13 protein-coding genes and 1 tRNA gene are annotated in these 14,487 nt (G+C 59.1%); 9 read left to right on the plus strand and 5 right to left on the minus strand.

Features of this window, described 5'->3' with window-relative positions:
* Positions 1-309: 309 nt before the first annotated feature.
* From pstS to B3098_RS17900, 5 genes are all read left to right on the plus strand, one after another.
* A complete protein-coding gene (gene pstS, locus B3098_RS17880) occupies positions 310-1,350 on the plus strand; it encodes a phosphate ABC transporter substrate-binding protein PstS (RefSeq protein WP_175138263.1) in 1,041 nt (346 codons plus the stop codon).
* A gap of 100 nt (positions 1,351-1,450) precedes the next feature.
* A complete protein-coding gene (pstC, locus tag B3098_RS17885; RefSeq protein WP_175126056.1) occupies positions 1,451-2,467 on the plus strand; it encodes a phosphate ABC transporter permease subunit PstC in 1,017 nt (338 codons plus the stop codon).
* A gap of 24 nt (positions 2,468-2,491) precedes the next feature.
* Positions 2,492-3,346, plus strand: a complete 855-nt coding sequence (pstA, locus tag B3098_RS17890) for a phosphate ABC transporter permease PstA (RefSeq protein WP_279972436.1) — start codon at positions 2,492-2,494, stop codon at positions 3,344-3,346.
* A gap of 49 nt (positions 3,347-3,395) precedes the next feature.
* The gene (gene pstB, locus B3098_RS17895; RefSeq protein WP_175126057.1) at positions 3,396-4,172 is read left to right on the plus strand and encodes a phosphate ABC transporter ATP-binding protein PstB; all 777 of its coding nucleotides are present in this window, start codon (positions 3,396-3,398) and stop codon (positions 4,170-4,172) included.
* Between the two features lie 149 nt (positions 4,173-4,321).
* Positions 4,322-4,398 (plus strand) — tRNA-Pro (locus B3098_RS17900).
* Between the two features lie 136 nt (positions 4,399-4,534).
* On the opposite strand, the gene B3098_RS17905 is transcribed toward B3098_RS17900, so the two are convergent.
* The 4 genes from B3098_RS17905 to B3098_RS17920 form a co-directional block, all read right to left on the minus strand.
* Positions 4,535-4,753, minus strand: a complete 219-nt coding sequence (locus tag B3098_RS17905) for a helix-turn-helix transcriptional regulator (protein WP_152385277.1) — start codon at positions 4,751-4,753, stop codon at positions 4,535-4,537.
* Between the two features lie 113 nt (positions 4,754-4,866).
* A complete protein-coding gene (locus B3098_RS17910) occupies positions 4,867-6,141 on the minus strand; it encodes a DUF1173 family protein (RefSeq protein ID WP_152385276.1) in 1,275 nt (424 codons plus the stop codon).
* A 3-nt stretch (positions 6,142-6,144) separates the two neighbouring features.
* Complete coding sequence (locus B3098_RS17915) at positions 6,145-6,291, minus strand: hypothetical protein (RefSeq protein ID WP_180098131.1); 147 nt, start codon at positions 6,289-6,291, stop codon at positions 6,145-6,147.
* A gap of 893 nt (positions 6,292-7,184) precedes the next feature.
* Positions 7,185-7,532, minus strand: a complete 348-nt coding sequence (locus B3098_RS17920; RefSeq protein ID WP_152385275.1) for a helix-turn-helix domain-containing protein — start codon at positions 7,530-7,532, stop codon at positions 7,185-7,187.
* A 95-nt stretch (positions 7,533-7,627) separates the two neighbouring features.
* On the opposite strand from B3098_RS17920, the gene B3098_RS29180 reads away from it, so the two are divergent.
* Genes B3098_RS29180 through B3098_RS17940 form a run of 4 tightly spaced genes read left to right on the plus strand, consistent with a single transcriptional unit; the run spans position 7,628 to position 10,337 of the window.
* On the plus strand, positions 7,628-7,933 hold the full coding sequence (locus B3098_RS29180) for a transcriptional regulator (protein ID WP_227741393.1): 306 nt from the start codon (positions 7,628-7,630) through the stop codon (positions 7,931-7,933).
* 32 nt (positions 7,934-7,965) lie between these two features.
* Positions 7,966-8,721: a ParA family protein gene (locus B3098_RS17925; protein ID WP_227741283.1), complete on the plus strand. Its 756-nt coding sequence runs from the start codon at positions 7,966-7,968 to the stop codon at positions 8,719-8,721.
* On the plus strand, positions 8,718-9,953 hold the full coding sequence (locus tag B3098_RS29060) for a DUF7673 family protein (protein WP_152385273.1): 1,236 nt from the start codon (positions 8,718-8,720) through the stop codon (positions 9,951-9,953). The genes B3098_RS17925 and B3098_RS29060 overlap by 4 nt, the downstream gene beginning before the upstream one ends.
* A 42-nt stretch (positions 9,954-9,995) precedes the next feature.
* Positions 9,996-10,337 carry an H-NS family nucleoid-associated regulatory protein gene (locus B3098_RS17940; RefSeq protein ID WP_152385272.1) on the plus strand — a complete coding sequence of 114 codons (342 nt, stop codon included), beginning with the start codon at positions 9,996-9,998 and terminating at the stop codon, positions 10,335-10,337.
* A gap of 306 nt (positions 10,338-10,643) precedes the next feature.
* On the opposite strand, the gene B3098_RS17945 is transcribed toward B3098_RS17940, so the two are convergent.
* Positions 10,644-14,444, minus strand: a complete 3,801-nt coding sequence (locus tag B3098_RS17945) for a hypothetical protein (protein ID WP_152385271.1) — start codon at positions 14,442-14,444, stop codon at positions 10,644-10,646.
* Positions 14,445-14,487 lie beyond the last annotated feature (43 nt).

Consider the following 14,487-nt stretch of genomic DNA (forward strand, 5'->3'; position numbering starts at 1 on the left):
GCTCCGCCCCCCAAATTCGTAAGGGGGCGAGCGCCACTTCTTACCAGGCGCGTCTTACCAGCGTGACGAGCCCATTCCCTTAGCGGGAATGGGCTTTTCTTCGAGCTTCGGCCTCCCGAGCGCGGCCGCGCGGATCCGGCTTCGCCGGTCCGCCACCGGCGCCCCCTGGGGGAAGGCGCGTAGCGCGTCGGGGGGGATCATGACTGTCATGGTCTTGTCACGTTGGGTACCTAAGATGCGAAGGTCGCTGAAAGACAGGCAGCTAAAAAGCCTGCCAAGACTCCTTTAACGAGCACAGAAGGAACCCAGATGTTCAAACGTGTCTTCAAGCAAGTTTCCGTGGGCGTCGCGCTGAGCGCCGCCGTTTTTGCCGTCCAGGCCGCCAACGTCACCGGCGCCGGCGCATCGTTCCCGTACCCGATCTACGCCAAGTGGGCGTCCGACTACAAGGCTGCGACCAACAACGCGGTCAACTACCAGTCCATCGGTTCGGGCGGCGGTCAACAGCAGATCATTGCAAAGACGGTCGACTTTGGCGCTTCGGATGACCCGATGAAGGCTGCCGACCTGGAAAAGCATGGCCTGCTGCAGTTCCCCGCTGTGATCGGCGGCACCGTGGCCGTCGTGAACGTCGACGGCGTCGAGCCGGGCAAGCTGAAGCTGTCGGGCAAGGTCCTGGCCGACATCTTCCTGGGCAAGATCAAGAAGTGGGACGACGCTGCGCTGAAGGCGCTGAATCCCGACGTCAAGCTGCCCTCGGCCGACATCATCGTCGTGCACCGTTCGGACGGCTCGGGCACCACCTTCGGCTGGACGAACTACCTGTCCAAGGTGTCGCCGGAGTGGAAGTCGCAAGTCGGTGAAGGCAAGGCCGTCAAGTGGCCCACCGGTCAGGGCGGCAAGGGCAACGAAGGCGTCGCCGCCTACGTCGGCCAGCTGAAGAACTCGATCGGCTACGTCGAATACGCCTACGCCAAGCAGAACAAGCTGGCCTGGACGCAACTGCAGAACAAGGACGGCAAGTTCGTCCAGCCCGAGCAAAAGGCTTTCGCTGCCGCGGCCGCCAACGCCGACTGGAAGAGCGCGCCGGGCATGGGCGTGGTCCTGACCGACGAGCCGGGCGCCGATTCGTGGCCCGTCACCGCCGCCACCTTCATCCTGATCCACAAGTCGCAAGACAAGCCGGTTCAGGGCAAGGCTGTGCTGGACTTCTTCGACTGGGCCTTCAAGAACGGCGCCAAGTCGGCTGAAGCCATGGACTACGTGCCGCTGCCGGAAGCCGTGACCAAGGAAATCCGCGCCGCCTGGGGCGAAGTGAAGTCCGCTGACGGCCAGGCTGTCTGGAAGTAAATCAGTACCGAGCGGCCCCGACGCCTGATGGCGGGCGGGGCCGCCGCTTGTAAATCGATCTCTCTGCTGTTCCCCCAGGTTTCCTAAGGAAAGTCCATCCATGAGCGCGGTAATGGATAATAGTGTGCCGCTTCCGCCCAGCGTGGCGGATTCCGTGACTACCGGCACGCCTTCGCCTATGAAGCAAACAAAAAACGCGCTGATGGATGCGCTGTTCAAGAATCTGACCCGCCTGTTCGCCTTCCTGGTGTTCATTCTTCTGGCGGCGATTCTCATCTCCCTCATCTACGGCAGCCGCGAATCGCTGGCCAAATATGGCCTGTCGTTCCTGTGGCTCAATGACTGGGACCCGGTCAACTCCAATTACGGCGCCGTCGTGCCGATCATCGGCACGTTGCTGACGTCCGCGATCGCGCTGATCATCGCCGTGCCGGTGTCCTTCGGCATCGCCATCTTCCTGACCGAACTCTCCCCGACCTGGCTGCGCCGCCCGCTGGGCACTGCCATCGAAATGCTGGCGGCCATCCCGTCCATCATTTACGGCATGTGGGGCCTGTTCGTCTTCGTGCCCGTGTTCCAGCAGTACGTGCAGCCGTTCCTGATCGCGACGTTGGGCAATCTTCCCATCATCGGCGGTCTGTTTGCGGGCCCACCGTTCGGTATCGGCATCTTCACCGCCGGCCTGATCCTCTCGATCATGATCATCCCGTTCATCGCCGCGGTGATGCGCGACGTGTTCGAACTGGTCCCCGCGATGCTCAAGGAATCGGCCTACGGCCTGGGCAGCACGACCTGGGAAGTGATGTGGCGCGTGGTGCTGCCCTTCACCAAGTCGGGCGTCATCGGCGGCATCATGCTCGGCCTGGGCCGTGCCCTGGGCGAGACCATGGCCGTGACCTTCGTCATCGGCAACGCCTTCAAGTGGTCCGGTTCCCTGTTCTCGCCAGGCAACTCCATCGCCTCGGCGCTCGCCAACGAATTCAACGAGGCGGGCGGCATCCAGAAGGCGGCGTTGCTGGAACTGGGCCTGATCCTGTTCCTGATCACGACCATCGTGCTGGCCCTGGCCAAGACGCTGCTGGTCCGCCTGTCTGCCGGCGAAGGCAAGAAGACCTGACGCCCGGAGCACAAGGAAAAAATCATGGCTGAATCCGTACTCAACATGCAGAACGGCATCTATCGCCGGCGCCGCGTGGTCAATCGCATCATGCTCGCCGTGTCGATGACGACGCTGGTCTTCGGCCTGTTCTGGCTGTTCTGGATCATTCTCACGCTGCTGATGAAGGGCGCGCCTGCGCTGTCATTCACGCTCTTCACCGAAATCACGCCGCCGCCGGGCCAGGCGGGCGGCTTGCTCAACGCCATTCTGGGCAGCGTGATGATGGCGGGCGTCGGCACGCTGATCGGCACGCCGGTCGGCATCCTGGCCGGCACCTACCTGGCTGAATACGGCCAGCGCGGTTGGCTGGCCCCGGCCACGCGCTTCCTGAACGACGTGCTGCTGTCGGCCCCGTCCATCATCATCGGCCTGTTCATCTATGCCGTGTATGTGGCGCAGGTCGGGCATTACTCGGGTTGGGCCGGCGCCATTGCGCTGTCCATCCTGGTGATCCCGGTCGTGGTCCGCACCACCGACAACATGCTGCTGCTGGTGCCCAACAGCCTGCGCGAGGCGACCGCCGCGCTGGGCTGCCCGAAGTGGCGCATGATCACGCTGGTCTGCTATCGCGCCGCCAAGTCCGGCATCATCACCGGCGTGCTGCTCGCCATCGCCCGCATCTCCGGCGAAACCGCGCCGCTGCTGTTCACCGCGCTGTCGAATCAGTTCATGTCGCTGAACATGAACGGCCCGATGGCCAACCTGCCGGTCGTCATCTACCAATACGCCGCCAGCCCCTTCAAGGACTGGAACAACCTGGCCTGGGCCGGCGCCACGCTGATCACGCTGCTGGTGTTGGGCATCAACATCATCGCCCGCAACCTGTTCCGCAAGTAAAGATCGCTTTGCCGGCGCGCTGGACGCGCCGACATCCAAGGGAAACCCAATGGAAAACACCGCTACCGCAGTCAAGAACAAGCTCGAGGTCAAGAACCTGAACTTCTACTACGGCAAGTTCCACGCGATTCGCAACGTGAACATGTCGATCCAGGAGAAGAAGGTCACCGCCTTCATCGGCCCGTCGGGCTGCGGCAAGTCCACGCTGCTGCGCACGTTCAACCGCATGTTCGAGCTGTACCCCGGCCAGCGCGCCGAGGGCGAAATCCTGCTGGACGGCGACAACCTGCTCACGGCCAAGACCGACATCTCGCTGATCCGCGCCAAGATCGGCATGGTCTTCCAGAAGCCCACGCCGTTCCCCATGAGCATCTACGACAACATCGCCTTCGGCGTGCGTCTGTTCGAACGCCTGTCCAAGGGCGAAATGGACGAGCGCGTGGAATGGGCGCTGAGCAAGGCCGCGCTGTGGAACGAAGTGAAGGACAAGCTGCACCAGAGCGGCAACAGCCTGTCCGGCGGCCAGCAACAGCGCCTGTGCATCGCGCGCGGCGTGGCGATCAAGCCCGAAGTGCTGCTGCTTGACGAGCCGTGCTCGGCCCTGGATCCCATCTCCACCGCCAAGATCGAAGAGCTGATCGCCGAACTGAAGAACGACTACACCGTCGTGATCGTGACGCACAACATGCAGCAGGCTGCGCGTTGCTCGGATTACACGGCGTATATGTATCTGGGCGAGCTGATGGAGTTTGGTCAGACCGACCAGATTTTTGTTAAGCCTTCGCGCAAGGAAACAGAGGACTACATCACGGGCCGTTTTGGCTGATCGCGATTCGTTATGCGGTACCGGAAACGGCGCGCCATAGTGGCGCGCCGTTTTTCATTTCATGGGACGCAGGGCAGGTATTTTGTTACGTCGCCGAATGGCTGAACCTCGGCCGCGAATGATCGCTTTCTGGTATAGTTGCCACCCTTCGGGGCGTAGCGCAGCCTGGTAGCGCATCTGCTTTGGGAGCAGAGGGTCGTGAGTTCGAATCCCACCGCCCCGACCAATAAAATCAAGGGCTTACGTGTACAACGCGTAAGCCCTTGTTCAATTTTCGGGCTTCATGGGTACACCAGTGGGTACACCAAGAGGGCCATGCCGGTTCAGCAGTTTCTCGCGCGTCTTTAGCCGCCGAGCGCTGGCTAGCGTTGCGCGACCCATTGGTCGATCTCAGAGGCGACCCATCGCGACGCGCCGTCAATCTTCCTCTGGCGCGGGAACTGTTGATTCTTGATGAGCGCATAGATTTTGCTTTTCTTGAGCGACACAACTCTTTCGACATCTGTCAGTCGGTAGAGCCTGTCACTGCTAGCGCCAACTGCTGCATTGGGGAGGGGTTTGTCGTTCTGTAAGCTGCTCATCCAAAGATCCTTGAGTGCTTAGTGGCGATGCGAGCATTCAATGCCTACGCCACTTTGTCCAATACGTTTATGTGAAGTTCGCTGGAGAAAGTCGCGAGAGGGGCGTGGCGCTTCTATTGGCCAGGTTGAGGCAAATCGGGAACCGGGTCTCCGATAGCCGCATTCCACGACCACCAACCGCCGGCTCCGTAGGTCTCGTCATAGTGGGCTGCCTTGTCCTTCTTGCGAGTCTGATAGTCCGACGTGCTTAATCCCCATACCTCAAGAGGGGCGGGAACGGCCAGGTCGCGGAGCCAGAAGTCGGGGAATACCGCATCCTCTCCGGCGTCGAAGCGCAGGGGCTTTTCGAACCGGCGCTTCTCGGCGACGAGCTTCTCGGCGATGAGCGCTTCGTATCCGGAGTCGACGGGAATCCAGTCACGCGTAATCTGCATGAGCGAAACGTCGACGACCTGAGCGCGCATGCTGCCGCCGGAAGATCTGGGTGGATCCGTCTGGGCCACGGCGATGATCGGATTGCCGGCTCGCCAGGCGTCGATTTCGCGGGCAAACCGGCGTTCTATGGAGGCCCAGATTGCATCGTCCACGGCAAGGTGCGGTATACCGTGAAAGCCGGCGATGGGCAGTATGCTGCTGCCGTCCATCCCTTCCTGGTGTTGGGCAAGGGGAGCAACCACCACCAGTCGCCGCCGCTGGGTAATGGCGTCCAGGCTCTTTGCCTTGTTCTGTCCAGCCTGCTGCCCAGAGGCTGACGGTGTGGCAATGACCAAGTTCTGCGAAAAGCGAACGCGGCCTGCATAGGTCGACATTGCAACGCGCATGAGATGGTGATGTACGACGCCCAGGTTGCGCTTACCCTCCATGCTAGGCGCCCAAGTGTGCAGGCCTGCTTGTGTCCAGAGAAAATGAAGAAGGCCAAGCAACGTCATGCTGGCCTGACCGGAGCGAGGTCGGGGCGTGCCGGCCTTGGTTTCAGCCGGTCCGCTGTTCTCACTGTCTTGGGGCGCCACAGCCGCGCGCTGCTGCAGCCCAACCTTGAGCTTGATCTTCACTGCGCCGTCATCAAGCTCCTGCACCACGCCACGGCGATAGGAGCCGAGGCCAGACATGTTGGGATCGACCCCGTAGTAAACGCAGTCTTCGCTGTGCTCCGCCCCGGTTTCAGGAAACCGGGCGAGGTGGAATCTGTCGGAGTTCGCGCGACTGTGGATCGACAATCGCTTCTCCCCATCGCCAGGACACGTGCATCGCACATCCGCCTTTCCGTGAGCCATTAGCAGCACTCGCTTCCAGCCATCCTTGAACTCGTCCTGCGTTTGGAATTCAGGCGAGTAGGGGCGTTTATTTGAGCCGAGAGTTACTTCTACCGGGTACAGCTTGCGGTCCATCGTTTAGCTCCCGACGGTGGCGCACAGCGTTGTGCTCACGACTTGCTGCTTTGCGCAGTCGGCTTTCGCATCGGAGTAGACGAGGTAGACCGCATAGGCCGCCACGAATATCAAGGCGGCAAGCGTCCAAACGATAAATTGCTTCATCATGAAATTCCATGTGCGGGATGGCGTGTACGGTGGGAATCAGAAGATGCGAGAGCGTCGCTGATAGCTGAGCGGGGGTCTCTACGGCATGCCAGTGCGACTCGCTTCTGGACCTGAACGCAGGATGTTTAGCTGCTAAACAGGTTGAGCCAAGCTCGCCTAATTTTCTTGTGTGGCCACATCCGGATCGGAGCGCTCGGCCAGGCCGTGTTTAGCTGCTAAACACGGCTTGGAATGCTGAACGCCGATTCGGATGCCGCCAGCGAGATACCACGACGCTGGCGGACTCCTGCCGACTTGCACGGCGCAGGCCAGTTGTTTTCCTGACCTGATGTTCGCCCAACCCGTTACTCGCCACGGGGGGCAGATAGATGCTGCTTTGGGCGCTCGCGCCCTTCTAGGATCTGAAGGGCTGGGTAAGGGGTGGAATCTCTGATTCTTTCCATGCTCACTCGAGATCTAGGTGGTCTTCCAGGGTCTGCGCCTGAACAGATTTTTTCAACTTGGTGGCTTCACCGAGTCGGGCTTCACGGGCCTCTACGTGACCAATAGATTTTTGCCGCTTGTTTTTGTCCCCAGGGCCTGCGATTGATCGCGGCTGCTCCCCTTGGCGTCGCTTCGCAGCGGACGCAGGACGGTACTAATATTTCGTATTGTGAAAGAGCAAGACTAATGATTTCTCACCAGTACTGAAAATATAACTGAAGTCATAATTCGAAGCAATACTTAAGTTATAAAAAAGTCATGTTGTGTTGCTTCAGTCGCGTTCGGTTACCTTGCGGGCCGGAAAATACAACGGAAGTGATGAAGCGACAAATCCCCTAGGTGGAGAGAGACGGGGATGATGATTTGTGGGCAGACCGCGCGGAAACTTTGGACGGATTTTTGGCGGGGGCTCACGCAGTTCTTTTGGTCTCGGAGGCACCAGCGATGAAGTCTGCCAAGCGCATGTCGAGTTCATTCTGTTTAGACGGCGATAGGCGCTCGAAGTCTTGGAGCCGAGCCACCTTGAACGGCCAGTATCCATCCCGGGACGTCGAAGAGTCTTCCACCCCGTACACGAGCCAACTAGTGCTGACGCCGAGCGCGCGCGCCAACTCGGCGGTGTGCCGCGTGGCTCCGCCGCGCTCGATCTTAGCGATCGCTGCTTGGGAGACGCTAGTGCGAGCCGCCAGCTCCTCCTGAGTCAGAACGAGCTCCTTGCGCCGCTGCTTGACCCGAAATCCGATCGCCTTGAGATCCATCCGCGAAGCGTATTCGTGTAGTTGTGTACGGTCAAAAACCAAAGGAATAAAATCAATTGACCGTGAAATAACCCAAGTTATAAAATTGCAAAATGATGAATCTAGACGACTCTGGCCAGTACGGCCCGTCCTATCCCGCACTCAAACGCGCTATCGCCTTAGCTGGTACCCAAGAGGCGCTCGCTCGCATCCTGGGTGTGACCCAGCCGGCCGTCAACAAGATGTTGAGAAGCAAAGCTCCGCTTGGAGCACACCACTGTGTACGGATCATGGCTCACCTTGCAATTTCGCGCCAAGAACTTCGACCTACCGACTTCTGGGACGTATGGCCGGACCTCCCAAGACCGCTCTCAAATGCGAGCGGAGAAGACACAAGCTCGAACCCGCCGTTTACGGGCTAATCGAGCGCGGACACCTTTCACGAGGAAATCGAATGACGATGAAGATCGCTGTTGTTGCCCAGAACAAGGGTGGCGTCGGCAAGACCGCTGACGCCGTCCACATTGCATTTCATGCCGCCGAACGAGGTCTCAAGACGCTCGTCGTGGATCTGGATACTGGAAATCTATCCAAAACTATGCGGCAGCACCGTCTCGAGGTGCCGGCGAGCGCACTGTTTCTCGACGAGGCACCCGCCATACCCGAGGACACCGGCCCGATTTCCCTGCTGCACGCAGACCGGCTTCTGGCCAACGTCATCTACATGCCAGTAGAACGGGCCCTTCGTAATTTCCCGGTAAATCTGCGCGAGTTCGAAAAGCAAGGGTTCGACCTCTGCGTGATCGATACACCCGCCAGCATTGGGATTGCCACCATTACTGCGCTGCGCACGGCGGACGCGGTGATCAGCCCGGTCGAGATGGAGGACTACAGCATCGAAGGCATCAAGGACATGATGCGTGTGATCGTAGGTGCTAAGCAGCACAACCCGAAGCTGCACTTCTTGGGCATCGTGCCGAACCGCGTGGACCGCAGAAATCCGCGCCAGGTCAAACATCTTGCCGAGGTACAAGCCGCACACGGCAAACTTCTGGCACCCGTTGTGGTGTGCCTGCGTACCAGCGTTGCAGAGGCATTGGCGGCAGGAGAACCCGTCTGGAAAAGCAGAAAGACGACTGCGCGCGCGGCAGGCGCTGAGATGCGCGCCCTCGGCAATCACGTCTTGCAGACCATGGGAGTGGCGAAATGAGTTTAGCCGCTAAACAAGGTGATGCCGGCGGCCTGGACTTGGCCGGCTTGGGCGATCTGGCCGCGATGCTGGACGGAGCACCGCTCCAGGCGCGAGAACCCGGCATGTACGACATAAGCCGCATCCATGAGGACGAGCGGAACTCGCGTAGCGAAGAGAATCCGGGATACAGCGCAGAAAGCATCGGCGAACTTGCGGAATCGTTCAAACGCCGTGAGCGCCAGGGCAAGCGCGGCATCAAATCTCCTTTGTCGCTGCGGCCGCACCCGACCATCCCTGGAGACTTCGTTATCAATCACGGACACCGGCGCTTTCGCGGCGCGAAGGTCGCAGGCCTGACGTCAGTGCCGGGCTTTGAGGATCCTGATTTTGATGACGTGGATCAGGTCATCGAGAACGTGCAGCGCGAGAATTTGACCTCTCGCGAGATTGCAGACTTTATCGGCGGCAAGCTGTCAGCAGGCTGGAGCCAGGCTGACCTGGCACGTGAGCTTGGGAAATCCAGAGCCTGGGTGAGCCATCATGCCGGCCTACTCACGCTGCCCGAACCCGTAGCCGAAGCCGTCGCGGCGGGAAAGGTCACAGACGTTACCCTGGCCAACGAGTTGGCCGCAGCGCATCGCGAAGATCCCAAGGCCGTCGCGGATCTTCTGAACGCGTCAGAAGCGAAACCCACCCGGTCCGCAGTGAAGGCGATTCGGAAATCGGGAGGGGCGAAGCAAAAGTCACACGAAGCACTTCCGCACGAGGCGCCGCAGTCATCACCCGATGAGGCGACAGCCCGTGCGGCGGTCGCGCAGTGCTCCACCCAAGTGTTCCTTGCAAAAGATTCAAGCACTCCATCCGCACCAGGCGAACTTCCCCAAGCCGTCGGCCAGGAATTTCAACGAAGCATGGATCGCCTCGAGGAGCATAGACGGGATAGCGCCCGTCCTGCACTTCGAAAGAAGGGGACTGATGCCCTGGCACGCCTCCTCAACATCGCAAAGACCGATACTGGCCAAAGCAAACGCGTGGCGGACTTTCTGCTCTCGTGGTGGAACGCGACCAGCTGCGGCGGTTTTGACCTGACTGACTTCTGGAGCGTCGATGCCGAGATAGCCGATGACATGCTCGACGTGATTGGACTGGTCCGTCAAACGTGCGCATATCCAGATATCTTGGGAGCCGAGATTCATGGACAGTTCAAGGCACTCGTCGCGCTGTGGCGTCCGGCGCTCTGCGACGCCTGACAGATTATTTAGCCGCTAAACACACCGAAAGAGGAGCCACCGATGGAAAGCGCTCTCGCCAAGATCAATGCCCAGATTCAGGCACTCCAGCGTCGAGCTGAAAGTCTCCGCCTGAATGGCCGGGCAGCGGCCCTTCAGAAGATCATCCGACAGATGCGCGACTTCCAAATTTCACCGGAAGATATTCAAGCCGCATACGCACAGAAAAAGGCCGCGCGGCTTAAGCGAAAGACGGCCCAGGGCAAAGGGGACTCTCGTAGCGTTGTGGCACCGAAGTACCGGCATCCAGAGTCCGGCGACACTTGGAGTGGCCGTGGACGCGCACCCCGCTGGCTCGCCGCGGCCGAGCGCGCCGGCGCCAGTCGGGAACATTTTCTCATCTGACAGCGAGAAGCAGCCTGATTGCGGCGGGCAATTCACCGGCACGCACCTTGTCGCGTTCGTCGAAGGAAAGTAGTTCGCTCTGATGCTTGCGGGACAGCCCCCATCGTCTCTGTGGTCAGTACCGGAACAGTCCATTGTGCCTTGCGGGCGTTACAGGCCACCCGCGTCAGCGCGTGCGTACCGAAAGCCCCGTGCCCTGCCATACCACTTCCGGACGTGACGACAGGCCGAGCCTTCGCATGGGGCACGAACATCACTGCGAAGAGCCCGGAGCAGTGAGGACAAGCGGCCGTCCCTCGCCGTTGCTCACTCAAATCGCTGCTCGCGCTCGCTATTGATCGAGTTCTCCTTCTCACGCAGTTGAACGATCGCCAGCTTTAGAAGCGCCAATTTTTCACCCACGAGAGCCCGCAACTCCGTATCCGAGACTTCAAGCAACTCCGCGAACGCACGGGATCTGGCGTCAAAAATGTCGGCAAGAGAGCCGGACCAGCTGTCTGGGTGAACGCGATCGAACAAGATCTCAACGAAGGCGCGCTTGTCGCGCGCAGCGTCGAAAAGAGACTTCGCGTGGGTGCTCAAAGTCACACTGTCGGGAACCGCCTGAGGTTGGCCGACGGCCTTCGTTGGAACATAAGCGGTGAGTGTATTTGCGATTTTCATAATCCGCCCTTCATCACCACGGCACCAACTCAATATTCTTTCTACTGGGACGCAGTTCAGTGTCGGCTCATCGCTCATAGACACGCTATCACTGAACAGTTCCCTCGCAAAATCGAGTTCCCCTTCGCTACCATTGAACATTTCGTCCAGGAGCCACTCCGGGTATTTGACCGCTAGGGCGGACGTGATTTCTCGCGATTCGAAAGCGTATAGCCTCCGGCTGCGGATTCCGTCACAGAATGCGTAGATTAGCTGACGGACTTCCTGCTCCGGCGCGTCGGGCGTTAATGTCGCGTCGAGAACAAGTTCAATTCCATGCCGTTGCCGAGGGCCACGTTCACCCCTCTCTTGCGATACGAGAATGTAAATGGCAGACCAGGCTACACGCCGAATCTCCTCCGACAGCGGCATCCCGCGGCTGCGGTTTAACCGCATGTGAACGATCCATATGGTAGACAAATAGCCTTGCTTCAACTCATTAATTTCTGCCAGCAGCTTCGCCATATCGGCGTCGGAAAGTGCGTCGCCGGAACCATGACCTAGATGCTCAAAACGCCAAGCCTCGATCTCTCCTTCCTTCGCCAAGGTAAGGAGGGTTTGGAAAAGCGGCGGAGAAATGGGAACTGCAGTAAGCATCGAAACGGAGAAAGACGACAAACCGGGGGTCGCTACTATGCTCTGGAGCATCTTGACCGCATCTTCCGAGTCATGCACGCCGCTAATGAAACCGCTCAGCAATTGAGGATTGGATTGTTCAGTTTGGTGTTTCTGAAAGGATCCGATAAGCGCAGAGAACGTCTCAAAAACGTTCGATGACCCTCTTGCCAAACCTTTGCCGAACTGAAACAGCGGCTGAGCGTTGCAGTGCCAAAGTCTTGTACCCAAGCGATCGAGATGCTGAGGCTCGGTTGCGACCAATTCGCCGAGCGCCTGCGCCCTTTCGAATATGTCGTGCGCACTGTCACTGAAGGTGCCCCGGAGTTCGGCATGCTCCCAAACGTCAACCAGCACGTAAGCCTCGATCTCCGCGTATGTGTCTGCGGGTGCAGCCAAACGCTCGAGAACTCGGATTTGGTCAAGCATATCGGCAGAGTGACGGTCGCTCGCGAAATGGAGGGCCTTCTTGATGCTCATCCACATCGCCGGCCACCTGCCCCCGGCCGCATGCTCGCGTACGATCGGTTCGAGTACCTCTAAACACTCTTGGATCCAGCAAAGGCTGCGAAAATGTGCGGCCAAGATCGACTTGACGGCTTCTTTTGTGCTCGGGACACCCGAGCGTAACCCAGACTCCAGCAGCTTAATATGATCCACGTACCAGGCAGTTTGCTGGGTGTGACTATCTGGCGACCAGCCGGGTCCCCTTTTCCTCGCCCCAAAGTGAAACGTGCCCACTGACGTCCAGCTGCGAGTTTCGAAAGCCGAGCGGCAGAGCTCCCTCGCAATATCCATGTGTCTGGGGATGCCAGAGCCTAGCAGCTTGCCAATAAAGGCTTGGCGACGAAGCGGTGTTGCCTCTGTCCCTGAGAGACGAACCGAGAACAACCTGCGCATCTGTTCGACCACACTATGATTGTTCTCCCCTGGGGCCTCACCTTCGGCGAACAATAAGAGTATGCCCACTGCGCAGTCAAAGTGCTCATCCTCATATGCGAGACGGCAAAGGAGGCGAACGAAGCGCACGAAATGCGCATTCTGCCTCGATGCAAACCGGCGGTCGTGCGCCGCCCGCTTAATAGCCCGAAGCACCACTTCAGGAAAAAGTGGGGCAAGGAATTCCCACACCACCAAGCCTGACTCACTGCACGTGGCAATGTCTGCAAGAGGCAAGGCCGGTTCGAGCCAAGTGGCTGCGAGGCGCTGGGCAGCCTCTATGTCATGCAAGTAACCGAGACGATGCGCACACGATTGGAGTAGGCGCACGTTTCCGGGCTTGAATAGTTCTGCATTGATATCCTCGGGTGGTATATTTTCCAGCGCGCGTTTGGCTAGTCGGTTAGCTAACGCGTGAGGGAGGATCGCGCGCCAGTTGCCCCGAGACTGGGCTAATTGGCGCCGCAGCAGTTCTGCTTGATCCTTGTATAAGGTTTGGCGCGCTATACCGGCGACCGCCGAAATTCCTCCCAACTCGTCACCCTCAGCGCGCGAGGCGTTAAAGGAGTACACGAGCGCCAGAGCTTCAGCACTTTGCAACAGGCTCGATGAGTCTCCTTTTCGCTGCATGAATAGTCTTCTAAAAAGATCTTCATCAGAAAAGTTTGACAGCGACTCGCCTGTTCCGACCTGGCTTGCTAAAGCGATTGCTACTCTCGCATTTCCCCCCGCGAACTCCGCTATGCGTTCAGCATTCACTGCCCCGATGCCCGGGATGCGTTTTTGTACGAGCCGAGCCACCATTTCCTCGCTGGACGGCTCAAGGTAGATAACGACGGTTTCCTCAGGCTTATCATCCGAAATGTCATACTCAATCGTGAGCAGACGCAAGCATGCTCCGCTGGATGCGACTTGCCTTTGCAGGCTTCGATGCACGTCCGGCGGACAGTTATCCAATACCACGTACGTAGTGAACCGGTTGGCTATTAGATAAACAAGGAGTTCGGAGGCGGTCGGAGTCAGATCGTTCCCAAGATCAGCGTAGATGACATCACTTGCAGGCAAAGAATTCAGCCCCACGTCGCTCTCGAACATGGCCTGCACGAAACGCGTTTTACCTACGCCGGATAGCCCCATAACGCGAACGGTGCTTCCAGGTTCGCGAAGTCTATCCCTCGCGAGATGCAGACCCTCCAACACGGGGACCATGTCTCGGTGGTCGGGGGCAAGGACGCACGGGTGGTTGTCAACCAGGAACTGGTCGTCGAAGCCTGGGGGAGTGCCCGCCCATCGTTCAAAAGGCCTCCAGCCTGCCAATGGCTTTCCGAGGCGGGAGCGCACCCAAAGCGCGACTCCTGGGTGTCTTCGAAGCCACGCGTGCAGTCGATCTCGCCCGTAAAAATCCACTCTTAGTTTGTCAGCATCTGGCAGGGCAGCAACCGCCTCTTTCATGCCCGCCAGTCGCTCAGAAAGCATCTTTCCTGAACAATCGTCCTTGCCACTGACAATGATGTACGCACCTCGCCTAGAGGCGAGGTCCATCAGAACCTTCTTAGGTGCGCCGCTCTCCTCCATTTCGGCTCGGCACGCCGCCTTACTCATGGGGTGTTTTTTTACTTGAAAGCCTGTGGAGGGCCGTGGAATATAGGCAGAATCATCGATTCCGTGGGCGGCTTCGACTTGTACGTCGAGGCCTCCATCGGGAGCCTCCTGAGCCCCTCCCCAAAAAACTCGGGACGGGGGAATGCCGCTTTGGAGTAGCTCGGCTTCGCACAAACGTCCCACAAGCTCGCGCAAATCGGCGTCGTTCAGTTCGGAAATGTCACGCGCTTGGAGTTCAAAGAATATCATCTGTGTTCGAGAAAGCCGGCGTAAATCAGCTCTTGATCAATAG

Source organism: Achromobacter sp. UBA2119, from assembly GCF_002331005.1.
GTDB classification, from domain to species: domain Bacteria; phylum Pseudomonadota; class Gammaproteobacteria; order Burkholderiales; family Burkholderiaceae_B; genus Achromobacter; species Achromobacter animicus.